A 25,654-nucleotide genomic window follows, 5' to 3' on the forward strand; every position below is an offset into this window, starting at 1 on the left:
CTTTATTTATTCATTTTTATCTCCCTAGTAGGCGAATTAACCATGCCTTCTATAGCTGGAATCATTTTATTTATAAAGTTAGTCATGTGTGTAAAGTCCATTTTATCTGCCTCGTCATCAACATGATGGTAATAATCAAAATTTGTAAAATCGAAAGTAGAGATGGCTTGTGCAGGAACTTTAAATTCTTTGTAAAACGGATAATTATCTGACCTTTCAAACAAGTTATATGCTTTAGCTTGAGCTAAAAAACCAATAAAGTCTTCATTTACATAGTCGTTTAACTTACTTGCCATATTCGACTTTTGGTAACCTGTAATATATGCTGCAATTTCTTTTTTTGCCCTAGGTACACCTATCATTTCAAAATTAATCATGGTATACAAATTTAACCCTTCTATTTTTAACCTTTTGGCTAAATGTTCAGATCCCTTTAAGCCCATTTCTTCTGCTGCATATAGTGTAAATAAAATACTCCTTTTATTGTTTTTAAATTTCGAAAAATGTTTTGCCCATTCTAAAACTGCTACTGTTCCAGAGGCATCGTCGTTTGCTCCATTTGCTATAGCATCTCCGTTAACAGCCTTTGTATAGCCTATATGGTCGTAGTGGGCACCAAGAATTACAAATTCATTTTTTAATTTAGCATCGTTACCTTCTATATATCCTACAACATTATAACCATCTATTTTTTTTATTTTAAAGGAGTCTCTGTAAGTTTTAAAATATGGTTTAATACCATGGTTTTTAAAAACACCTTCTATAAAAACAGCTGCTTTTTCGATACCTTTACTACCCGTATTTCGACCTTCTAACTCGTCTGAAGCTAAATATTCTAAACTAGATTTCACCTCCGTTATTTCTATATAATTCTTAGCTGTTGCTGTATTATTAAAAATAGACTCGCTCTCTTTGTTTTCTGCTTTTCGCTCTATCTTTCTTATTGATTGCGGATTAGTTTCTATAATATTAGCTCCTCCACAACTAAAAATTAACACCGTAAGACATAAACTAAATACTTTTTTCATGAATTAATTCTTTAAGTTTTAAAGATAAAAAAAACCTGCTTCAAACTAATGAAACAGGTTTTATATTATGATTTTTCTGCTTTAGCAGGTTTTTATTTAAGCTATCATGGTAACTGGGTTTTCAATATATCCTTTTAATGTTTGAAGGAATTGAGCTCCCGTTGCTCCATCTATTGTTCTATGATCGCAAGCTAAAGATAATTTCATAGTGTTTCCAACTACAATTTTTCCATCTTTAACAACTGGTTTTTCAACAATATTACCTACAGAAAGAATTGCAGAATTTGGCTGATTAATAATAGATGTAAAAGTATCTATACCAAACATACCTAAGTTAGAAACCGTAAAAGTACTTCCTTCCATGTCTGAAGGTGTTAATTTTTTATTTCTAGCTTTTCCTGCAAGTTCTTTAACCTCTGCACCAATTTGTGGTAAAGATTGCTCGTTTGCAAACTTAACAACTGGCACAACCAAACCATCTGGTACAGCTACAGCAACACCAATATGCACGTGGTTATTTAATCGCATTTTATCTGCAAACCATTGTGAGTTTACTTGAGGATGAGCTTTTAATGCTAAAGCACAAGCCTTTACAACCATATCGTTATAAGATATTTTTGTATCTGGAATAGAGTTAAATTGTTTACGGAAAGATATTGCGTTTTCCATATCAAACTCCACATTTAAGTAATAATGTGGTGCAGAAAATTTAGAATTAGTTAATGCCTTAGCAATAGCTTTACGCATTTGTGAGTTTGGCACTTCTTCAAAATCTTCTTGACCTGTTGGCACATATTTACCAACTGCAGATCCTGCTGTTGCAGGTTCGTAATTTTCGATATCTCGTTTTATAATACGACCATTTTCGCCAGAACCTTGTATTTTAACAAGATTAATACCTTTGTCTTCTGCTAATTTCTTAGCTAAAGGCGACACAAAAACTCTACCATTCTCTGTAACAGGTGTTGGCTTAGGTGCACTAGCCTTTGTTGCTGTTACTTTTGTTGGTGCTGCTTTTGGCGCTTCCTTTTTAACTTCTACTTTTGGCGTTTCTGTTTTTTCTACAGATCCTGCAACTTTAAAATTACTAGCTACCGCAGATACATCTGTTCCCGCAGGGCCAATTATTGCTAAAAGAGCATCTACTTTTGCAGAGTCTCCTTCGTTTAATCCTACATATAATAAAGTTCCAGATTGGAATGATTCAAATTCCATTGTAGCCTTATCTGTTTCTATTTCTGCTAAAATATCACCTTCTTCAACAGTGTCGCCAACTTGTTTTAACCAAGTAGCTACTGTTCCTTCTTCCATAGTATCACTTAAACGTGGCATAGTTACAACTATAACACCCTCTGGTAATTCTTGAGCAGCATCTGGTGCTTCCTCTTTTGTTTCTTCTCCTGCTGGTGCTGAAGCTTCTTCTTTTGTTTCTTCTGAAGCATTATTAGCTTCTCCTCCTCCATTTAATAAAGCAGATATATCTTCTCCTTCGTCTCCAATAATTGCTAAAAGTTCGTCCACTTTTGTAGTTTCACCTTCTTGCACTCCAATATGAAGTAAAGTCCCTTCGTTAAAAGACTCAAATTCCATAGTGGCTTTATCAGTTTCTATTTCTGCTAAAATATCGCCTTCTTCAATTTTGTCGCCTACTTGTTTTAACCAAGCTGCAACAGTTCCTTCTTCCATTGTGTCGCTTAAACGCGGCATATTTACTACTATAGCCATAGCTTATATTTTATGTTGTATGAATGGGAAATCTTCTTGTTCGTAAACCATATCGTAAAGTTGTTGCTTTTCTGGGTATGGCGATTCGTCTGCAAACTTTTCGCACTCTGCAACTCTTTCTTTTACACGTTTATCAATAACTTTTATATCATCTTCTGTAGCATATTTCTTCTCAAGAATAACATCTTTTACTTGTGTAATAGGATCTATTTTCTTGTATTCTTCTACTTCAGCTTTAGTTCTATAGTGCTGAGCATCACTCATAGAGTGCCCTCTATAACGGTACGTTTTTAACTCTAAAAATGTTGGACCTCCACCTTTTCTTGCTCTTTGAATAGCTTCATCAAAAGCTTCTGCAACTTTTATAGGGTTCATTCCATCTACAGGGCCACAAGGCATATCGTAACCTAAACCTAATTTCCAGATTTCTGTATGGTTAGCTGTTCTTTCTACAGATGTTCCCATGGCATACCCATTGTTTTCACAAACAAAAACAACTGGTAAATTCCATAGCATTGCTAAGTTAAATGTTTCGTGTAACGATCCCTGACGTGCAGCTCCATCACCAAAACAACATAAAGTAACACCATCTACATCGTGATATTTATCGCCAAAAGCGATACCTGCACCTAAAGGAATTTGACCTCCTACAATACCATGACCTCCATAAAAACGGTGTTCTTTTGAGAAAATGTGCATAGATCCTCCCATACCTTTGGAAGTACCTGTTGCTTTACCAAATAACTCTGCCATAACACGCTTAGGATCTACTCCCATACCAATAGGTTGCACGTGGTTTCTGTATGCGGTAATCATTTTATCTTTAGTCAAATCCATAGCATGCAAAGCTCCTGCTAATACAGCCTCTTGACCATTGTATAAATGAAGAAATCCTCTAACTTTTTGTTGAATGTATACGGCAGCTAGTTTGTCTTCAAACTTTCTCCAGAATAACATGTCTTCGTACCATTTGAGGTAAACCTCTTTTGTGATTTTTTGCATCGATTCCAATTATGTTTTTATTATGCGGAATACAAAAGTAACACATTGTGAGTTATTGCAAAAACCCTATTGGATTAAAGTATAAAAAAAATGAAAAAAACGTGATTTTGCGAGACTTTTAAATAATATTCATTTTTTTGAAAAAATATTGCTTTTTTCAAAATTTAAAGAGCCGATTTATCAAAAACTAAAGGTAATAAATTGGCTAAGGAGTTCGATTTTACAACTTTACCTACTTCTCCCATAAAAAAGATCTCTATGGGCAAGTCTTGTTTTACTTCGTATTCTGCTATAGATTGCCTGCATGCCCCACATGGCGGAATAGGCTCTGTTGTTTGCGACTTTGTAGATCCTGCTATAATGGCCATTTTTAAAATTTTAGCTTTAGGATATTTTGCTCCTGAATAATATATTGCTGTACGTTCTGCACATAAACCTGATGGATACGATGCGTTTTCTTGATTACTTCCTGTTATTACTTCTCCGTTATCTAAAAGTAATGCTGCTCCTACATTAAATTTTGAATATGGTGCATAAGCATTATCTCTAGCCTCGCTAGCCTTATGCATTAAAGAAATAACATCTTTATCTAATTCATTTAAATTATCGTAAACGTATAATGTCGATTCTATTTTAAGTTCTTTCATGTTTTAAATGTAAAATATTCAGTAATACAATTACTATTTTAAACGAAAAAAACTATTGATCTATGAACAATAGTTTTTCATATAATAAATTTAATACTGTTTAGTATTCGTTATATTCTCCTGCTCCTATGTTAAAGGTTAAAGAAAAACGCAAAGTATTTTCTAACGGACTTTGAACTTTTGATGCTGAAAATAAATACGATAAATCGATATTTATTACATTGTATTTAAATCCTGCTCCCATTGCTAAAAATTTTCTTGCACCTTTTTCTTCTGCTTCATTAAAATACCCTGCTCTAAAAGCAAATGAATCTTGATATAAATATTCGGCTCCTAAAGACCATGTAAATTCTTTTAACTCTTCGCTAAATCCTCCTGGCGCATCTCCAAACGACTGAAAAATACCAGATAAAAAGTTCACATCTTGAGATTGGCCTCTGTATATTAGACCATTATTCCCTGTTTTTTCTCCTAGTTCATCTACATCCTCTTCGTATGTTCCGTTTCCGTTATTATCTGTAAAATTATATTCATCGCCATAAATTGGAGGGGTAGGTACTAAAAGCTTGGCTACCTCTGCGGTAACAGATACTTTATTATAATCATCAAAAATAAAATCGAAACCTGCACCTAAACGCAAGTTTGTTGGTTGAAAATTCTCTTGACCACCTTCATCATATTTAAATTTTGGACCTAAATTTTGAATAGCAAAACCAGCTCTCCATCGTCCATTAAAATCGTTATATGCTTCTTCTTCTCCTTGGTAATACCCAGAAATATCTACCCCAAAAGTTTTTGCTGCTGCTGTATCTCCACTTCCATCATCTAATTTTAAATCTGACACTAAATAACGCATGGCTACAGACATAGCGAATTGATCTGATAATCTTAAGGCATATGAAGCATCTAGTGTAAACTCGTTTGGTCTTTGTATTAAAGCTTCAGATATAGCATCGGCACGAAACTCTATATCTCCTAAAGAAAAATATTTTAAACTAACTGCAAAAGCACTACGATCGTCTAAACGATTAAAATAAGTTAAGTTTCCTAAAAATATATCGTTTACCAACTTGCTTAAATATGGTGTATAACTAACACCTATACCAGACTTAGTTTCTGAAAACGCATACTTAGAAGGGTTCCATTGCTGAGAAAAAGCATCAACAGAAGTGGCAACTCCCATATCTCCCATAGACGCTGCTCTTGCATCTGGAGCTATTAAAACAAAAGGTATTCCTGTTGTTATCACTCTAGAGTCTACTGCTTGTGGTTGTATTGTTGTTTGAGCATTTAAATTAAAGGCAAAAATTAGTGCAATTAGTATTGGTAGTCTAGTCTTCATGTATCAAATTTATTAAGCAAATATAATTTTTTTTATAATATGACAAGTTTTTCAATTTTTTCAACCTTTTTATTTAAAAGATTTGATTTTACTGTTAGTTTGTAAATATAAACACCTTTTCCTATTTTATCTCCAAAATCATCTCTACCATCCCAAACAATATCTTTAGACAAAGAGCTGGTAGCTAAAACACCTCCTGTGGTTTGCCCATTTAATGTTCTTACTAACTTACCTGAGACAGTGAATATCTGTATAGAAACGTCTAAAGGGTCTGAACTATTGTGATTAAACCAAAATTCTGTGTAATTTATAAACGGATTTGGATAATTTAACACATTATTTATAACCAATTCTTGATCTTTATCATGTACAACAAACTGTATTTCTGACACTGATGAATTATTATAAACATCCCACGCTTTTAATGTTAAAGTATGTAAACCAGGCTCTAAGTCTCTAAAAGGAAAACTTACCTCTCCTTTTTGATAATCGTCTACTTCTGTTTGATAGTAATCGTTTAAAACATATGGATTTGTTTCGTCTCCATCTATAATAGCCACAATATCGTGGCCAATACCGCTTGCTGTGTTTATACCATTACTATCTTCTAGTTTTACTAAAAGTGTAGGAGACTCGTTAGTAATACCGCCTGAAACAAAATTTTCATCATTCATGTATAATGCAATTACAGGTCCAACATTATCCTCTTCTGCCTCTTCATTTATACCTCCTATTTTAATAAGATCGACCTCGGCACCTCCATTATTAAGAAACAACTCTTCATTTTTTGAATAAAAACTTACTTTACCAAAACCAACAGGAATACTAATATCTTTTGGCACAATAAAATCAAACTCGAACTTACCATTTGTAACAGATGCTTGACCTCTAAAGATAGCTTCTCCTAATGTAGAAAAATCTAATTTAACTATTGTTCCGTTTAACCTTGTACCATCGTTGGCTAATGTTGTTTTATCTATAAATTTATCATAAATGGTAGTAGATAGTGTTCCTTTATAGTTTGTTAATAAATTGCCAGACACATCTGTTACCTCTCCTGCCATTTTTATTTTACTTAAAGCTTTTAAGGTATCTGTTGCTTGTGCTATGGGCACATCGTTAAGTTGTGTTAGTTTTATATTTGGTTTAGAAAATGCCAATTTCATTGCAGGATCGCCTATGTAAAACACCAATCGTCTTTGAGACGAACCACTTATTGACGGGTCGTTTTTTGTTAACCTTAAAGCTTCTGCTATAGATGGATATTCGTAATCTTCGTAAGCATCAGAATCGTTATAAGAAAATAAATATTGCCCTAAAGCATTATTAAAATTTATACCAAAAGTTACAAAAACTTGCCGTGTTGTAGATATTAAACTAACTGCTCCTGCTTGCTTATTCCAATATGTAAGTTCTCCTGCTGTTTCTCTAAACGGATTGTCGAATTTTGAAAACTCGCAGGTTACAGTTACAAAACAAAATAATTTGTAAAAATTTCTAAGCGCATTAATATCTGTTTTTAAAAGTATACGCTCTTCAGATAACCCATCCTCGCCACCGTGTCCAAAATAATTAACCACAAGCGCACCATTATTCATAGCATTAACCAAAGCCTCTGTTACTTTAGGATATTTTTCTCCTCCTGCAGACGACTCTTGTTGATACGCATCTGTATGTATTTTTACAACATTAATAAACGGTTTGTTTTCTGTAACTAGGTTACCAACATTATCGGTTGTTTCTTGTAATATACCTTCCCAATCTTTATCGACATCGTCAGAGACTACTAAAAAATTATTTTGCCACCTACCTAAAGCTTCTTTTGCATAATAAAGTGCGACTTTATCTACCAGTTCTTTAGCTCGCAAAGGTGTATCGGCTAGAACTCTACCCACAGCAATATCTAATTTATCGCTTGTAGCCATTTCACCTTCATTGTCATCCATCATACCATAAAAATCGTCTGACACATAGGAACTTGTATAACTAAAACTATTATAAGAATACCAAGAAGGCACAATATTAGTGTTATTTGGCACCCTGTCTTTATAATCGTAAGAGGCGTCTCCAAATAAGCATAAATATTTTATTCTTTTATCTGGCGAACTGGCATTATCGTAAACATACTTTACAAGGTTTCTTATTGCCCCTATATCTTGGTTACCTGTACTAAACTCATTATATATTTCGGCTAAACCAAAAACCTTTACATTTAAATTATATTGCTTTCTATTAATCTCTGCCAATCGCTCTGCTTGATCTAACATATTATTAGGAGCAATAATAAGATAGTCTACATCTTGAAAGTTATTTTCGCTATTTAGAAAAACAGTTCCTTTTATATTTTGATTTCTAATTGTTTTATTTGAATCCATTTTAGGCTCAAAAAAATCTGAAGGAGTTAAAGCAACGTACTTTTTTAATGAACCTAAGGCTGATGTAAAACTTAAATTAGAATTAGACTCTGTATTCTCAAAACCTGTAACATTAAATATATCTGTAACATCCCAAATCTCTGACACGCCCGATGCGTTAGTTATATTATATTGACCTATACCTGAAGTTAATGCAGTTTCTGAATTTTCAAATTGAAATTGTTCTCCATTAAAATTTAATTGTCTTTTTGCTGTAATAGAGATATAATCTAAATACCCAACAGCACTTGGGTTGCCTGCCTTGTCGTAAAGCAACTTAACATCGACATTATTAGTTGTTACATTTACATTGCCTAAAAAGTTTGAATCTGCAGCAACATTAGAATCATTACTTACGCCAATTGCAACAGTAGACTCTGTAACACCATTAACCTGTATTTCCATAGAGCTTGGTGTTGTAGATATTGCAGCAACATAAACTTTAATGTTTATTGGTTCTGTTTTTACAAGATCTGGAAAATTAAAACTAAAAGTATCTTCGGTTTCTATATCAAAATGTTCTCCAAACCACCTTCTTCCCAAAGTACCTAAATTATGAATATCTTTTTCGTGAAAAGCATAATCGTCAAAGGTATCTATTACCAAATCTACGGTTCCAGTAGGTTGAGACATGTTTTGAATACGTTTACCATTTCCAGAACTTATATTTATGTAATAATAAGTTTTATCTGTATAGCAATTTATATTTGTATTGCTTTCTGAATTATACCCCTTAGGTCCTTTGGCATAAAACAAAATATAGTCTTCGTTATTAAAAACACCATCTTCTTCTCCTACAATTTTAATAGCATTTTCTAAAACATCAAATAACTGATTTTCTGCATTTCCATAAGGTATCATATCTCCGCCATTTCCATAAATTTTTATAGATCTAGGGTCTATAGAGCTAGTGTTAATACCTAACCTTTCTATAAAATTTTTAGTTAACTTAAAAACACCTGTAGTATCTACATAAAACTTATACCAATCGCCAGAGTTTAAAACCGAATTAGATATAATTTTAGAATTCTGAGATTTCCTTAACAAAGTAGAACTTACAGTTTCATTATAATTTAATTGAAAAGATAATATCTTTTTATATACTCCATTTTCGTCTTTAATAATAGGAGAGAGTTGTAATACTGCAAACTGTACATCTCTTGCAATAGAATTTTTAAGACTGTAAGTTAATTTATTTGGTATTGTACTTAGTTTTAAGTCAAATAACTCGGCACTACTTATACTAGAATATTTAACATTAGTCAATGTTACAGAAGACTCACTTATACTTTTTAAGCTTTGCCATTGGGCAACATATAACAATCCCTCGTCATCATTATAGACAAAATTTTCTTTATTAAAAGATGGTATCTTAATCGAATAACTCCCTGTAGACATTGTTTGAGGCATAGCCCAAGTTATATCAAACTTTTTCTGTTGGGAGAATACTAGACCATTAATAAATAATAGTAAAAATATAATTTTCTGTTTCATGCAATAAAATAACGTGTTTATAGAATTGTTATTACAAATTAATATTAACAATTATTTACACAGTTTCAAAAATACAATAATATTTTAGTAATTCTTGCGTTATCATAACTCAATATATCAGCCAAAATCAGCGAAATCATCGTTGTAATGCATTAAAAACAAGATAAAGTGCGTATTTTTTTGGTTAAAATGCAAAAAACTGCTTGGAGTGTAAGGTTTAATTCTTATATTGCAGCACCAAAATATTATTAGCTTACTTAAAAGTATGAATATGAAAAAAGTAGTAGCATTAAAGGTTATAATAGTTTTAGCACTTTCTGTTTTTACAGTTAGTTGTAAAAAATCTTCAAGTTCTAAAAACAGTTCGAGAGCTACAGGTTGGAACATCAACGATAGAGATGGTGGTTTTCAATACAATACTGACTTTAAAGAACAAGAAACTTCTCCTGGCTTAGTATTTGTAGAAGGCGGCACATTTACAAAAGGTAAAGTGCAAGACGATGTTATGCACGATTGGAATAATACACCAACACAGCAACATGTTCAGTCTTTTTACATGGACGAAACCGAAGTTACCAATATGATGTATTTAGAATACTTAGATTGGATAAAACGCGTTTACCCACCATCTGACGAAAATTTTAGAGCAATCTATCACGGGGCTTTACCAGATACACTAGTTTGGAGAAACCGTTTAGGTTTTAACGAAATTATGACAGAAAACTATTTACGTCACCCAGGATACGCAGAATACCCTGTTGTTGGTGTTAGCTGGATTCAAGCTGTTGAATTTGCAAATTGGAGATCTGATCGTGTAAACGAATACAATTTAGAGCAAGCAGGTTATTTAAAACGTGGAGCAAAAATAACCGATGTATCGTCTGATTCTAATTTTAACACAGACACCTACATTAACGCTCCTACATTAACTTACGGTGGTAACGAAGAAGTTATAAATGGTGATGGAAGAAGAAGAAACGTTCAAACTGATGCTGATGGTAACGAAACAAATATTTATGCTACTAGAGAAACTGGTATAATTACTCCAAAATACAGACTACCAACAGAAACAGAATGGGAATATGCTGCATTAGGATTAAGCGAATTAAGAAGTTACAATTTATACCGTGGACGTAAAAAATACCCATGGGATGGACAATACACCCGTTCTGGAAAACGAAAAGTACGCGGAGATCAATTAGCTAACTTTAAGCAGGGCAAAGGTGATTACGGTGGAATTGCAGGATGGAGTGATGATGGAGCAGATATAACAAATGCTGTTAAATCTTATAGCCCTAACGATTTTGGCTTGTATGATATGGCTGGTAATGTTGCTGAATGGGTAGCAGATGTATACAGACCTATTATTGATGATGAGTTTAATGATTTTAACTACTACCGTGGAAATGTTTATACAAAAAATGCTATAAACGAAGATGGAAGTGTAAAAGTTGTAACAAGCGACAACATCGTTTACGATACATTATCTAACGGAAAAGTAATTGCTAGGAATTTGCCTGGTGAAATTTTACAAGTACCAGTTGATGAAAACGAAACCTATTTAAGAACCAACTTTGACAAAAGTGACCAAATAAACTTTAGAGATGGAGATAAACGCTCTTCTAGACATTTTGAAAGCTTTGGAGACGAAGAGGAAGATCAAAATGTAAGTCAAACTAGAAAAATGTATAATTCTCCTAAACATAATATTTCGAGAGACGAAAACGGAAAAATTATTAGAGAATATGATAAAGCAGATAACAGAACATCTTTAATTAACGATAAAGTTAGGGTTTACAAAGGTGGATCTTGGAAAGACAGAGAGTACTGGCTAGACCCAGCACAAAGACGCTACTTCCCACAAGATATGGCTACAGATTATATTGGCTTTAGATGTGCAATGTCTAGAGTAGGATCTAAAAGTCAAGCAAAAAACAAAACAAAAAATTAAAACTTAATTTTTTGTTTTTAAAAAAAGTTCTAACTAATAGTTAGGACTTTTTTTATACTTTTATTTTAAAATATATAACCTTGAAGATAGAACAATTACACAACCTTTACTTAAAATGCAAAACCGTTTGCACAGATACCAGAAAATTAGAAAAAAATGATATTTTCTTCGCCCTTAAAGGCGAGAATTTTAATGGTAACACCTATGCTGAAAAAGCCCTAAAATTAGGAGCAAAATACGTTGTAATTGACGACGAAGCCTATAACACATCATCGCAAACCATACTCGTAAGCGATGTATTAAAAACGCTTCAAGAGCTAGCTACATATCACCGCTTGCATTTAAATATTCCTATAATAGCTCTTACAGGTAGTAATGGAAAAACAACAACTAAAGAGTTAATAAAAGCTGTGTTATCTAAAAAATATAATACCACCGCAACTTTAGGCAATTTAAACAACCATATAGGCGTGCCTTTAACTTTATTATCTATGCATAATACCACAGAAATAGGTATTGTAGAAATGGGAGCAAATCATTTAAAAGAAATAGCATTTTTATGCGATATAGCTAAGCCAGATTATGGATATATAACAAACTTTGGTAAAGCACATTTAGAAGGCTTTGGAAGTATTGAAGGTGTTGTAAAAGGTAAATCTGAAATGTACGATTACTTAATTACCAACAAAAAGAAAATTTTTATTAATGCAAACGACTCTATTCAAGTAGAAAAAACTAAAAACAACAAGCCTATTAGCTTTGGTAACACCTTAAACGTCAACACTTATGTGAGTTTTAAACAGGCACAGCCTTTTGTTACCTCCTTATATAATAATACAGAAATTAAAAGCCAACTAATAGGCGATTACAACTTTAACAACATAGCTGCTGCAATATGTATAGGACATTATTTTAAAGTTGAAGATAAGGCTATAAAAAATGCTATAGAAAGCTATTTACCAGATAACAATAGATCGCAAATTATAACAAAAGGAAACAACAAAATTATATTAGATGCCTACAATGCTAACCCTACAAGTATGCGTGCAGCCTTATTAAATTTTGAAAAACAAAAAGGTTTAAAAATAGCTGTATTAGGAGACATGTTTGAGGTTGGCAAAAAAGCTATGGAAGAACATCAAAACATTGTAGACTTAGCAAACTCTTTAGATATTAATAAAACTTTGTTTATTGGCGAGAATTTTTATAAATCTGATATAGATCCTTTAAAATCACAAAAACACCTCACTTTCGATAGCTTTAAAACACATTTTAAAACTTTAAATTTAAAAGAAACCACACTTTTAATAAAAGGATCTCGAGGTATGGCTCTAGAACGTATATTAGAATTACTTTAAAAAAAAGTGCCTATCAAAGCATAACTTTAAATAGACACTTCATAATATAATTCTCTCCCTAAGAACTAATTAATAGCAAAGCAAATTTCAGGATTTTATAAATTTTGCACAATACTCAATTTGAGTATTTTTAAAAACTGAACGCTTTTATTCGTTAAAAAGAGGGTTTAATCTGACTAAAAACCAAATCAGGGAAATACAAAAGTTTAAATAAAAGTTCTATTCATTTTAAGAATAGCGACAAGCTCACCTGTAGACGAAATATTAAGCTTTTTAAGAATGTTTCTGCGATGTGTATCTACGGTATTAGGGCTAATGCTTAACTTCTCTGCTATGGCTTTACTTGAGTGATTTAACACCAATAAACGAATAACATCACGCTCTCTATTGCTAATACTATCAGATAATAGCTTTTGAGAAAAATTATTAAAATATAACGTTTCGTATTCATTATTGCCATTTAAAAGCTTTGCAGATGCACAAACCTGCATTTTTATATCGGGATGCAAAACAGTATAATGCGCCATACCTATAATAGGTTTATCATTTTCATCTAACTCTAAAGGCGTAGTGTTTTGAACAATATTTACATATTCATCTTTAGAGTTTTTAATACGATAGTTCCAAGTATAACTCATCTTTGTTCTATCTTCAAGCTTAACCTCCTTAAGTGTAAAAATCATGAGTTCGTTTAAAGCCTGAAGCCATTGCTCAAGATCTTCTGGGTGCATTCTACTCCAAAAGTATCGCATGCCTTCATTAAACAGTAAATCTTTATCCAAACCTAAACAAGCTGTCATGTTTTTACTAATATATTCGAAAGTAAGGTCTTGAGTGTTAGTCACACAAAAAAATGTGGAGCTATATGGTAAATAGGTGTCAAGCTCTATTATCTTTTGGATATGCTCTTCTAATGAAGGCTTACCGTAAGACTCAAAAATGTATTTATATGTCTTTTTTATATCATTTATTACCATAAGTAACAAATTTACAACATTTTACAAAACAGACAAGTGCCTATTTAAATAACATAAGTTATAAATAAACACTTGTTTTATCAAAAATTCTCCCTAAGAATTAATTAATAGCTAGACAAAAATACACAGTAAAGCTTTATTAAACAATACCTAGCTCTGGGTATTTTTATACTTAAAACTTTATTTAATGAAGAATATTCTTTCGTAAAGAATGGTTTTAGAAAAAACAGAATTAATTTTCTTTTTAACTCATAAATAATATGACAACTCAGGATGCTTCTTTATATGTAAATAAAAATATAAAACCAATTTTTTTTAAATTGATACAATTATCGACTTAAAGAGAACTTTTTAGATTGATTGAATTTAATTTGAAAACAAACAGAATTAAACTAAAAAAACCTGATGAAAAATCATCAGGTTTTTGTTTTTTTTGTGGGCGCGAAGGGATTCGAACCCCTGACCCCTTGGGTGTAAACCAAGTGCTCTGAACCAACTGAGCTACGCGCCCTTGTTATTAGGAGGTGCAAATATACACTTGTTTTTCAATTTGCAAAAACTTTTTTAAAAAAATTTTTAAATTATTTCTGCAACAACAAATGTACTGCCCCCAATAAAAATAAAATCGTTTAAGTCCGCTTCATTCTCAGCTGCTTTATAAGCTTCATTTACAGATTTATACACATTTCCTATTAATCCGTAAGGCGCTAATTCCGATTTCAAAACATTTTCATCCAATCCTCTAGAAATTTCTGGTTTACAAAAATAATAAGTGGCATTTTTTGGCAATAAGTCTGCAATAGAACTTAAATCTTTATCATTTACTACTCCAAATACAAGATGCAACCTATTAAAAACTTCGCTTTTTAATTGTTCCATCACATAAATTAAACCTTCTTTATTATGTCCTGTATCACAAACTGTTTTTGGTTTATAGTTTAAAACTTGCCAACGCCCTAATAATCCCGTATTTTTTACAACACTTAGTAAACCATCTTTTAAATGTTTATTAGATATTTTATAACCTTTATTTTTAAGAGTTTTAATGGTTTGAATAACTGTTTTAATATTTTTTGATTGATAACTTCCTTTTAAATCAGATTGATAAATCTCAGTAATATTTTTATCTGCAAATATTATTTCAGAATCATACTTTTTGGCTAGCGTATTAAAAACCAAAGCTGTTTCTTTTTGAGTTTCGCCAATAACAACAGGAATATTTGGTTTAATAATTCCGCCTTTTTCAAACGCTATTGCTTCTAGAGTATTACCTAAAAATTTGGTATGGTCCATACCTATATTAGTTATTACAGAAACTTCTGGGGTTATAACATTTGTAGAATCTAAACGCCCACCTAAACCCACTTCTATAATGGCTATATCTACTTGTTTATCTGAAAAATATTTAAAGGCCATACCTACAGTCATTTCAAAAAACGACAAATAATTAGATTCAAAAAACATTTTATTGCTACTTATAAAATCTACAACAAATTGTTTAGAAATTTCTCTTCCATTTATTTTAATGCGCTCTCTAAAGTCTTTTAAATGCGGAGAAGTATAAAGTCCAACCTTATAACCTGCTTCTTGTAATATAGATGCTAACATATGGCTAGAGGACCCCTTACCATTAGTACCTGCAACATGTACTGATTTAAAATTTAATTCTGGATTATTTAAGTGTGCTGTAAGTTTTAAAGTATTTGATAAATCGGCTTTATAAGCTACTTGGCCCTGTCGTTGATACATTGGCAGTTGAGAAAACATCCAATTAACAGTATCTTGATATGTCATAGTTTTATTGCCCTAGTTTGAAATTTACTTCCACAAACCCTATTTGCTTTTCTGGAGCTTTTGAATCTGCAGGCCATTTATGAGAAAGCGCTGTCTTTTTTGCTGCTTCAAACAGGCAAGAGTCACCAGTAGTCCCCTTTTTACCAGGAATAGCTTTAAACACATTCCCTGATCGATTAACATGTATTTCGACAACAACACGACCTTCTTCTTGACAGTCTGGAATACTTTTTTCAAATATAGCCCTTCCTCTTCCTCCTAATCCATAACCAACACCTCCAGTTCCAGATCCTTTGTCTCCAAAATAACTTGGGGCATAAGGGTCTCCATCCAATTGGCCTTTATCTCCAGCTTTATTATCGTTACCTTCTCCTCCTGTTTCTTTTCCTTCAGATTTGCTAACACCTCCTATTAAAGCATCAAGTTTTCTTTTCTTCTCGTCTTGTTCGCGCTTTTCTTTAGCTGCTTTTTCTGCTTCTGCCTTAGCTTTAGCATCAGCTTTTGCTTTTGCCTCTGCTTTGGCCTTAATGTCTGCCTTTGCTTTGGCTTCTTCTGCTGCTTTTTGCTTCTTTATAGCAATCTCCTCAGCGTTATCTGCTGTTAAGACCTCTTCTTTTGTTTCTGTAGGTTTAGCTGCTTCTGGTTCTGCTGCTACAGGTTGTTCTGGTTGCGGTTGCGAAACTTCCTCTACCTCTCTAGGTTCAGATTTTATTGGTGTTTTGGGTTGTATTGTACCTTTTCCAAAATTAGTAGTACCAAAATTTACTGCAACACCATATTCTTCTGGAGGATCCATATAGGGCGGACCAACAACAAACAGCAACAATAAAATAATAATAGCAATTAAAGTTGTTATTTTTGCCGAATCTTTTTCATGTTTGGTTTCGAAGTATTTCATTGTTTACAATTTCTAAATACTGCTCTAATAAAAAAAGAGTTTTAAGAGTCATCATTTGGGTTTAACTGCCAATATCACTTTAAATTTATTTCTATTAGCAATATCCATTACTTTTACTACATGCTCTACTGGAACCGATTTTTCTGCTCTTAAAACAATTGTTGGCTTTTCTTGAGATGATAATGCTGACATAAGCTCGTTTTCCAGTACACTCACACCAACTCGTTTTTGATCTATGTAATACGTTAAATCTTTTTTAATACTAACTGCTACCGATTTTTTATTCTCGGTTTTACCGCTAGCTTTTGGCAATAAAATATCTATAGCATTTGTAGTAACCAATGTTGAAGCAATCATAAAAAAGATAAGTAACAGAAATACAATATCTGTCATGGACGACATATTAAATTCTGGTGTTACCTTATTTCTTCCTCTTAAATTCATACTAAGTTGGCTCGTTTAGGTGATCTAAAAACTCCAATGAATTAGCTTCCATTTGATATACTACTTTATCAGTTTTTACAACTAAATGATTGTATGTTATATAAGCTACAATACCTACAATTAAACCTGCAACAGTTGTTGTCATTGCAGTATATAATCCGCTAGCCAAAACATCCATTTGTATAGATCCTCCTGCGTTAGCTAATTCGAATATGGCTAATATCATACCAACAACTGTACCAAGAAAACCAATCATTGGTGCTGCTCCAGAAATGGTTGCTAAAATACTTACATTTTTTTCTAAACCATAAACTTCTAATCGTCCAGCATTTTCCAAAGCTGTATTTATATCTGCTAAAGGTTTACCTATTCTTGTAATTCCTTTTCCTATTAACCTAGAAACTGGTGTATTTTGTTGTACACAAAGCATTTGAGCTGCATCAATTTTACCATTACTTACATGATCTTTTATTTGATTCATAAAATTAGCATCTACTTTTGATGCTGCTTTTATAGCAAACAAACGTTCAAAATAAATATAAATAGCGCCTACAAGTAAAAGAAATAGAATAGCTATAATGATTTGACCTGCAAAACCACCACTACTAATTAACTCGATTATAGAAAGTGTTTTTTCTACAGATTCACCTTCTGCTAGTGCTTCAGCACCATTTTTAATGTCTTGATACAACATAAGTTTATTTTTACTTAATTAAGTAACGGTAAATTTTGAATTAAATTATGATAAAACAATTTTTACCATAATATATCCTAATCCGCCTAAAACAATAGTATATGGTAAAGCCATTTTTACCATTTTACCATAAGATAAATTAATTAACGGAGCTAAAGCAGATGTTAATAAAAATAAAAATGCTGCTTGACCATTTGGAGTTGCCACACTTGGCAAGTTAGTTCCTGTATTAACTGCGATTGCCAATTTTTCAAAATGCTCTCTATCTATCGCTCCACTTTGAAAAGCAGCTTGAATTTCTCCAATATAAACAGTTGCCACAAATACATTATCACTAATTGCAGATAAGGCACCATTTGCTATATAAAATAACCCTGGTTGAGATGCTGGATCTTGCTCTAATGCCCAGTGAATTATTGGGCTGAATAAATGTTGATCGTGAATCATGGCTACAATTACAAAAAATACAACTAATAAACCTGTAAAAGGTAAAGCCTCCTCGAAAGCATGACCTAGTTGATGTTCGTCAATAATACCAATAAATGCAGTTTGCACAATAATTAAAGCTAAACCAATAAAACCAACTGGCGCTAAGTGTAATGCTAAACTAATAATTAATAATATTGCAGCAACACCTTGTACTATAAGTGCATATTTATCTTTATCTGTTCTATTTTTGTCTTGCTCTTCTGTGTAATTAGCAATAATTTCTGCCACAGAATCTGGAAGTTTTGCTCCAAAACCAAAAGATCCTGTTAATTCTAAAATAATTGTAGTTACCATACCCGCTATTAAAACCGGAATAGTTATAGGTGCCATTTGTAAAAAGAATTCTATAAAATCCCATCCTAAACGTTCTCCAATTAATAAGTTTTGTGGTTCTCCTACAAGTGTACAAACACCACCAAGCGCTGTACCTACAACACCGTGCATAATTAAACTTCTTAAAAAACTACGAAATTGCTCTAGAGTTTCTCCGCTTAATTCCTTTTTATCCTTAACTCCACTCTCATCATAATCAGATTCTCCTGAGTGAATTTTATGATAAACACCATAAAAACCAACAGCTACACTAATTAATACAGCTGTAACGGTTAAAGCATCTAAAAACGCAGATAAAACTGCTGCTAAAAACACAAATAATAATGATAATACAACCTTAGATTTTATTTTAGTAAAAACTTTACTAAAAATAAACATTAATAAGGGCTTCATAAAATAAATACCAGCAACCATAAATACTAAAAGTAAAACAACCTCTAGATTTTGATCAACTTCATGATAAGCATTTTTTGCAGATGTTAAACCTAAAACTACAACTTGAATAGCTAATAAACCACCAGATTGTAAAGGGTAACATTTTAACGCCATCGCTAAAGTGAAAATAAATTCAGCAATAAACAACCAAGATGTAATGGTTGGCCCTAATGTATAATAAGAAAAAACATTAAAAATTAAAAAACCGATCATGGTTAACTTAAACCATTTAGGACTATCGCCTAAAAAATATTTCAACATAGCTATTTATTTTAAATTAGTTGTTTAAGTGCTATTTCGAAAGCGGTAGCACTAATTTCCGTTTTTGATTTATTATTCTTGTAAACTTTTTCTAAAGCTTCTTTAATTTTATTTGATGTATCATTAAAAATGGCTTCATCTGTCATTTGCACTTTGCGTTCCATAAAATATGCAAAAACACGCGCCATACCACAGTTTGATATAAAATCTGGTATTAAACTTACTTTATAGTCTGTGTGCTCCATAATAGGACCAAAGAAAATTTCCTTGTCTGCAAAAGGTACATTGGCACCACAAGAAATAACCTCTAAACCACTTTCAATCATTTGATCTATTTGTTCAATAGTTATTAATCTTGAGGCTGCACAAGGAGCAAAAATTTCAGTTTTTAAAGACCATATCTTTTCATTAATCTCTTCAAACGGAATTAAATTCTCTGCAATTAGTGTGTTTCCTGTCTTAGCAAGAAATAATTCCTTAATTTCTTCAAAAGAAAATCCGTCTTCTTTTATTAATCCACCTGCAATATCTATAATTCCTACCACTTTTGCACCCATTTGAGACAAATAAAATGCTGCTGCAGCTCCTACATTTCCAAACCCCTGAATTACAGCTCTTTTTCCTTCAATATTTCCTCCATATATTTTATAATACTGCTTTACTGCTTCGGCTACTCCAAAGCCAGTTATCATATCGGCTACGGTATACTTCTTTTCTATGCTTGGCGAATAGTCAGCATTTTCAATAACTTTTATAACACCTTGTCGTAACTGCCCTATTCTATTAATTTTATCGGCTTCTGTTGGTTTAAAATGCCCATTAAAAACACCTTCTTGCGGATGCCAAACACCACTTTCTTCAGTTATAGGAATAACTTCATGAATTTCATCTACATTTAAATCGCCACCTGTACCGTAATAACTTTTAAGTAACGGAGATACAACTTTATACCAACGCTCTAAAACACCTTTTTTACGCGGGTCTTTAGGATCGAAATTAATTCCAGATTTGGCACCTCCAATAGCAGGTCCAGATACAGTAAATTTAATTTCCATTGTTTTTGCCAAAGACAAAACTTCGTTCATATCAAGACCTTTACGCATTCTTGTTCCGCCTCCTGCTGCTCCACCTCTTAACGAGTTTATAACAACCCACCCTTCGGCTTCTGTTTCAGAGTCTTTCCAGTTAAAAATAATTTCAGGATTTTTTTCTTCGTACTTTTTTAATAATTCTTTCATTTCTATATTTTAATAAATTCAATTTTTGCTTGTCTTGGTCGATTAACTTTTTTTTGATTGATTTTCGAATAAGCGTAGCTAAAGTTGATTCATTTTTATAAAAATTTTAATTATTAAGTAACAAATATAAAAAACTAATATTAGTTTTTGTTTGAAATTATTGTAAAGAAATTGATGTTTTTTTTTAACTTAAACCTTGTAAATTTTACCAGAACTATGATCTCTTGACGCGCCTGTAACGCTTTGCAAACAATTCACTTCGTTTCTTAGTTTTAATATACCTAAAAAGGCAAAAATTAGAGCCTCTTTAAATTCTAACAAATATTTATTAGGAATAACAATTTCCATCGATTTACTCTTTTTAATTCTAGATATTAAATAATCGTTATAGGCACCACCACCCGTTATTAAAACTCTAGAGTCTTTTTTAATAACACGAGCTATTTCTTGCGCTATATGGTTAGAGAATGTATTAAGCACATCTTTTACTGGCAAGTTTGATGCTTCGATTAACGGGAATATATTTTTGTTAACCCATTCTAATCCTAAAGATTTTGGTGCTTTTTGCTTGTAAAAAGGTAAAGCTTCCAACTTATTTGCTAATGAGGATATATATGTACCAGTAGCTGCTATTTTACCACCTGCATCATATTTATATCCTAATTGCTCTGCGTATTTATTTAATACAATATTTACAGGACAAATATCGTAAGCTATTCGTTTTCCTTCTTCGTTATAAGATATGTTAGCAAAACCGCCTAAATTTAAACAGTAATGGTAATTTGAAAACAAAAGAGCGTCGCCTATTGGTACTAATGGAGCGCCTTGTCCTCCCAAATTAACATCTTCAGGTCGAAAATCGCAGACAACAGTTTGCTTCAATATTTCTGCAATAATGGATAAATTGCCTATTTGATAGGTTAACTTTTTTTCGGGTTGATGCAGGGCTGTATGTCCATGCGAGCAAACAGCATCCAGATTTTCAATTTTATTTTTAACAATGAAATTATTAATTATATCGGCTAAATAAATCGTATAATCTTTATCTATTTGTTTTAATTCTTCAAAAGAAGAAGATACTAGTTCCTTTAATGTATCAAACCATTTTTGAGAATATTCAATGGTTTCTGCATGTATAATATTAAAAGTCCAATCTTTATTATACTCAAAATTAACATGTACTAAATCGATTCCATCCAAAGATGTTCCAGACATAACACCAACAACGTTATAACTACTCTTTATCATATTAAACAAAAATATAGATATTTAATGAAAATTTGACACTAAAAAGCTATATTTGTTCATAATACATTATAATTTAAATTAAACTATGGATTTTAACCTTTCAGAAGAACACGTAATGATACGCGATGCTGCTCGCGAATTTGCACAAACAGAATTACTACCGGGTGTTATTGAACGAGATAATAAGCAAGAATTTCCTGAAACCCTAGTTAGAAAAATGGGCGAATTAGGTTTTATGGGAATTATGGTAAACCCAAAATATGGTGGGAGTGGTATGGATGCTATCTCTTATGTGTTAATAATGGAAGAGTTATCTAAAATAGATGCTTCGGCCTCTGTTATGGTTTCTGTAAACAACTCTTTAGTTTGCTACGGATTAGAAACTTATGGTAGTGAAGAGCAAAAACAAAAATATTTAACTAAACTAGCATCTGGCGAAGCTATTGGTGCTTTCTGCTTAAGCGAACCAGAGGCTGGTAGTGATGCAACTTCTCAACGTACTACAGCTATAGATAAGGGAGACCATTACCTTTTAAACGGAACTAAAAACTGGATTACCAATGGCGGTCGCGCAGAAGTATATCTTGTTATTGCACAAACCGATAAAGACAAAGGTTCTCATGGTATTAATGCTTTTATTATAGAAAAAGGCATGGATGGTTTTCATGTTGGTCCAAAAGAAGATAAATTAGGCATCCGAGGAAGCGATACACATACACTACAGTTTAACGATGTAAAAGTGCCTAAGGCAAATAGAATTGGAGCTAACGGTTCTGGTTTTAGATTTGCCATGAAAACATTATCTGGTGGTCGTATTGGTATTGCAGCACAAGCCTTAGGTATTGCTTCTGGAGCTTATGAGTTAGCTTTAAAATACTCTAAACAACGTAAAGCCTTTGGTACAGAAATTAGCAACCACCAAGCTATTGCTTTTAAATTAGCTGATATGTATACAGATATTGAAGCTGCACGTATGTTGGTAATGAAAGCTGCTTGGGATAAAGACCAAGGTAATAATTATGACAAATCGAGCGCGATGGCAAAACTATTTGCATCAGACGCAGCTATGAAACATACGGTTGAAGCTGTGCAAATTCATGGTGGTAATGGATTTGTTAAAGAATATCATGTAGAGCGTTTAATGCGCGATGCTAAAATTACACAGATTTACGAAGGTACTAGCGAAATTCAAAAAATTGTCATTTCGAGAAGCATACTTAGAGATTAAACCTTTTAAGCTCTTATAAAAAAAGCCATCTTAAATGATGGCTTTTTTTTATTTACTCCTAATTTCATCTAGTACTAGACGTAGTTCTCCATAGGTGTATTTATCATCTAATTGATGCTTTAAATCAGATAGATTATCAAACTTCTTTTTAGGAATCAATATCTTTAATTCTTCATAATGTACTTCAGAGATTAAATCGATAATTTTCACTTCGCCTGTGGTGATAAAAGAAGCTAAATGACCAATAATTGTATTTTCATTCAACTCCCTAGTATCTGCAATTTCTTTAACCGTTTTACCAGATTTAAATAGCGACAATGATTCTTTTTTAGTATCTCCCTTTTTCTTCTTTAATTTTTCTGCTTCAAAAATAGTAGTCTCTTCACTTACTTCAATATCGTTTTCCTCACAATAATCCTTAATAACTTCTAGTATAGCACTACCATATTTATCTACACGCGTTTTCCCCATACCATTAACTTGCAATAACTCTTGCTTATTCGTTGGTAACGTTTCACATATTTCATACAGTGCTTTTTGAGTAAAAACCTGGTAATGAATCAAGTCATTCTCTTGTGCAATCTCATTTCTAAGTACACGCAATAATTCAAATAATTCTATATTTGTTGTGCCATCTACTACAGATTTTCTGGTTTTCTTTGGTTTGTTTTTAGCAAGAAAAACAGATTTAGCACGCAATTTCAAAAATTCTTCTACATTGAAGCCTTCTTTTAAACCATTAAAATATAATAATTTGGTTGCTAGTAACTCTTCAATAGTATCTAATTGTTTATTAAGATCTGAATTAATTGTTTTGTTATCTGTAGTAAAACCAAATGTTTTATAAGGTTCTATTATTGTCGCCTCTGTTTGTGAACTAAAATAATTAATAGCCTTTACAAACCGTTCTTGTATTTCTTTACTCTGCTCAGGATTTTCTCCTTTAACAACAAGTGTTTTTAACTGTGCTTTAAAACCATTACTTATTTTTAATAAACTAGCAACACTATCTTTTATCGTATTTAAAGGCATCTCTATATTACCCTGTATAATCGTTCTGTTTTTATAATACAAATCTAAAACTCGTCCAACGGGATATAAAAATTTATAAAAATTAAATAATTCTGAAATTAAATTAAGCTGAAATTCTGTTTTAGACTCTAATAAAACATCCTCATCGGGTTGGTTTTCTTCCGCAGCCTTATTAAAAGAAATAACATTAGTATCGCTAATAATTTGATTAGATCCAATTTTACTCTTAAGCACTAAGCCTTCTAAAGACTTACATCTACTCAACGCAACATAGGTCTGTCCATGTGCAAAAGCCCCCTGAGCATCAATAATAGCTTTATCAAAGGTTAAACCTTGACTTTTATGAATTGTAATAGACCACGCCAAACGTAAGGGCATTTGAGTATAAGAACCAATTTTATTTTCTGTAATCGCTTTGGTTTCTTTATCAACGGTATAATTTATATTCTCCCAAATTTCGGGTGTCGTCACAATATTAAAATCATCATCTGGACATTTTACAATTACTTCGTCTTTGTCTAACAAAATAACCTTGCCTATTTTTCCGTTAAAATAACGTTTATCAGCAGAGCTATCATTCTTAATAAACATAACCTGAGCCCCAACCTTTAATGTCAACACTTCGTTATTTGGAAAAGCAAACTCTGGAAATTTACCTTCAACAAGCGCCTTATATGTAACAATTTTTGTTTTTAACTTATTAAGTTCATTAATATTGGTTTGCTCTGCCCTATTATTATGTGTAGTTAAAGCAATGTATCCATCTCCTTCTTTAGGCACAAAATCAGGTAAATAACGTTTATTTAATTCATTGGCAGATGCGGAAGTTAAAGCGTTATTTCTAATTTCGTTTAAAATATTTATAAACGTTGGATTATCTTGCCTGTATATATGTTTTAACTCTACCGTAATAGCATTACTTTCAACATAAGCATGACTACTAAAAAAAAAAACATTTTTATAATATGGCTTTAACAATTGCCACTCCTCTTCTCTAATAACAGGTGATAATTGCTGTAAATCTCCAATCATTAATAACTGTACCCCTCCAAAAACTTTATCTCTAGCTCTAAAACGACGTAATGTTTTATCAATACCATCTAATAAATCAGCACGTACCATACTAATCTCATCTATAACCAATAAGTCCATTGACTTAATAATATCAATTTTCGTTTTATTAAATTTTCTATTAAACCCCTTAGCCACATTTAAATCAGCATCAGGTAGAATGGGCCCAAAAGGCATCTGAAAAAACGAATGTATAGTAACACCCTTGGCATTTATAGCAGCAACACCAGTAGGTGCAACTACAACCATACGCTTCAAACTCTCCACTTTAAGCTTGTGCAAAAAAGTAGTTTTACCAGTTCCTGCTTTACCTGTTAAAAAAACATTTCTATCTGTGTTATTCACAAATTTCCATGCTAAATCAAGTTCAATATTTTCGGCCATTAAAAGATGTAGATTAATCGAGTTTCAAGATAGTAAATAGCATAAAACTAAATGCGCATTTTTAATAAAAAAACAAGCTTGCTTATATATTATTAGTCAGTAGCCCCCATAGATAAGTTTGTATTAACATTTCCTTCGTATTATAAATAGTATAAAGTTTTACTTTA

The 25,654-nt window shown here is 32.2% G+C and carries 18 protein-coding genes and 1 tRNA gene; 3 read left to right on the forward strand and 16 right to left on the reverse strand.

What is annotated here, in order from left to right:
* Positions 1 to 2: 2 nt before the first annotated feature.
* The 6 genes from ABD715_RS11620 to porU all read right to left on the reverse strand — a co-directional run bounded on the left by ABD715_RS11620 (position 3) and on the right by porU (position 9,652).
* Positions 3 to 1,028 (reverse strand): M28 family metallopeptidase, encoded by a 1,026-nt coding sequence (locus ABD715_RS11620; RefSeq protein ID WP_344788402.1) that lies wholly within the window; start codon positions 1,026 to 1,028, stop codon positions 3 to 5.
* Positions 1,029 to 1,124: 96 nt separating this feature from the next.
* Positions 1,125 to 2,753 (reverse strand): pyruvate dehydrogenase complex dihydrolipoamide acetyltransferase, encoded by a 1,629-nt coding sequence (locus ABD715_RS11625; protein WP_344788403.1) that lies wholly within the window; start codon positions 2,751 to 2,753, stop codon positions 1,125 to 1,127.
* Positions 2,754 to 2,756: 3 nt separating this feature from the next.
* Positions 2,757 to 3,755, reverse strand: a complete 999-nt coding sequence (pdhA, locus tag ABD715_RS11630; RefSeq protein ID WP_344788404.1) for a pyruvate dehydrogenase (acetyl-transferring) E1 component subunit alpha — start codon at positions 3,753 to 3,755, stop codon at positions 2,757 to 2,759.
* 164 nt (positions 3,756 to 3,919) lie between these two features.
* Entirely contained in the window at positions 3,920 to 4,402 is a 483-nt protein-coding gene (gene cdd, locus ABD715_RS11635; protein ID WP_344788405.1) for a cytidine deaminase, read from the reverse strand.
* 100 nt (positions 4,403 to 4,502) lie between these two features.
* Entirely contained in the window at positions 4,503 to 5,744 is a 1,242-nt protein-coding gene (gene porV, locus ABD715_RS11640; protein WP_344788406.1) for a type IX secretion system outer membrane channel protein PorV, read from the reverse strand.
* Positions 5,745 to 5,776: 32 nt separating this feature from the next.
* A complete protein-coding gene (porU, locus tag ABD715_RS11645) occupies positions 5,777 to 9,652 on the reverse strand; it encodes a type IX secretion system sortase PorU (protein WP_344788407.1) in 3,876 nt (1,291 codons plus the stop codon).
* Positions 9,653 to 9,917: 265 nt separating this feature from the next.
* On the opposite strand from porU, the gene gldJ reads away from it, so the two are divergent.
* Both gldJ and ABD715_RS11655 read left to right on the forward strand, forming a co-directional pair.
* The gene (gldJ, locus tag ABD715_RS11650) at positions 9,918 to 11,603 is read left to right on the forward strand and encodes a gliding motility lipoprotein GldJ (protein ID WP_344788408.1); all 1,686 of its coding nucleotides are present in this window, start codon (positions 9,918 to 9,920) and stop codon (positions 11,601 to 11,603) included.
* Positions 11,604 to 11,683: 80 nt separating this feature from the next.
* Positions 11,684 to 12,961: a UDP-N-acetylmuramoyl-tripeptide--D-alanyl-D-alanine ligase gene (locus tag ABD715_RS11655; RefSeq protein WP_344788409.1), complete on the forward strand. Its 1,278-nt coding sequence runs from the start codon at positions 11,684 to 11,686 to the stop codon at positions 12,959 to 12,961.
* 206 nt (positions 12,962 to 13,167) lie between these two features.
* Here ABD715_RS11655 and ABD715_RS11660 read toward each other — a convergent pair whose 3' ends face one another.
* The 9 genes from ABD715_RS11660 to ABD715_RS11700 all read right to left on the reverse strand — a co-directional run bounded on the left by ABD715_RS11660 (position 13,168) and on the right by ABD715_RS11700 (position 21,772).
* The gene (locus tag ABD715_RS11660; RefSeq protein WP_344788410.1) at positions 13,168 to 13,938 is read right to left on the reverse strand and encodes a LuxR C-terminal-related transcriptional regulator; all 771 of its coding nucleotides are present in this window, start codon (positions 13,936 to 13,938) and stop codon (positions 13,168 to 13,170) included.
* A gap of 436 nt (positions 13,939 to 14,374) precedes the next feature.
* Positions 14,375 to 14,449: transfer RNA gene (locus ABD715_RS11665), tRNA-Val, on the reverse strand.
* 65 nt (positions 14,450 to 14,514) lie between these two features.
* Positions 14,515 to 15,732: a bifunctional folylpolyglutamate synthase/dihydrofolate synthase gene (locus ABD715_RS11670; RefSeq protein WP_344788411.1), complete on the reverse strand. Its 1,218-nt coding sequence runs from the start codon at positions 15,730 to 15,732 to the stop codon at positions 14,515 to 14,517.
* Between the two features lie 4 nt (positions 15,733 to 15,736).
* Positions 15,737 to 16,630, reverse strand: coding sequence for an energy transducer TonB (locus ABD715_RS11675; RefSeq protein WP_344788412.1), 894 nt, complete (start codon positions 16,628 to 16,630; stop codon positions 15,737 to 15,739).
* Positions 16,631 to 16,681: 51 nt separating this feature from the next.
* Positions 16,682 to 17,074, reverse strand: a complete 393-nt coding sequence (locus ABD715_RS11680) for an ExbD/TolR family protein (protein WP_344788413.1) — start codon at positions 17,072 to 17,074, stop codon at positions 16,682 to 16,684.
* A 1-nt stretch (position 17,075) separates the two neighbouring features.
* Positions 17,076 to 17,768 carry a MotA/TolQ/ExbB proton channel family protein gene (locus ABD715_RS11685; RefSeq protein WP_344788414.1) on the reverse strand — a complete coding sequence of 231 codons (693 nt, stop codon included), beginning with the start codon at positions 17,766 to 17,768 and terminating at the stop codon, positions 17,076 to 17,078.
* 45 nt (positions 17,769 to 17,813) lie between these two features.
* A complete protein-coding gene (gene nhaB, locus ABD715_RS11690) occupies positions 17,814 to 19,286 on the reverse strand; it encodes a sodium/proton antiporter NhaB (protein WP_344788415.1) in 1,473 nt (490 codons plus the stop codon).
* An 11-nt stretch (positions 19,287 to 19,297) separates the two neighbouring features.
* Complete coding sequence (locus tag ABD715_RS11695; protein ID WP_344788416.1) at positions 19,298 to 20,524, reverse strand: Glu/Leu/Phe/Val dehydrogenase dimerization domain-containing protein; 1,227 nt, start codon at positions 20,522 to 20,524, stop codon at positions 19,298 to 19,300.
* Between the two features lie 189 nt (positions 20,525 to 20,713).
* A complete protein-coding gene (locus tag ABD715_RS11700) occupies positions 20,714 to 21,772 on the reverse strand; it encodes an anhydro-N-acetylmuramic acid kinase (protein WP_344788417.1) in 1,059 nt (352 codons plus the stop codon).
* Positions 21,773 to 21,857: 85 nt separating this feature from the next.
* Here ABD715_RS11700 and ABD715_RS11705 point away from each other — a divergent pair, with 85 nt between their 5' ends.
* Positions 21,858 to 23,000: an acyl-CoA dehydrogenase gene (locus tag ABD715_RS11705; protein ID WP_344788418.1), complete on the forward strand. Its 1,143-nt coding sequence runs from the start codon at positions 21,858 to 21,860 to the stop codon at positions 22,998 to 23,000.
* A 48-nt stretch (positions 23,001 to 23,048) separates the two neighbouring features.
* On the opposite strand, the gene ABD715_RS11710 is transcribed toward ABD715_RS11705, so the two are convergent.
* Positions 23,049 to 25,487, reverse strand: coding sequence for a helix-turn-helix domain-containing protein (locus ABD715_RS11710; RefSeq protein ID WP_344788419.1), 2,439 nt, complete (start codon positions 25,485 to 25,487; stop codon positions 23,049 to 23,051).
* Positions 25,488 to 25,654: the final 167 nt, after the last annotated feature.

The organism is Postechiella marina (genome assembly GCF_039538365.1).
Lineage (GTDB): Bacteria > Bacteroidota > Bacteroidia > Flavobacteriales > Flavobacteriaceae > Postechiella > Postechiella marina.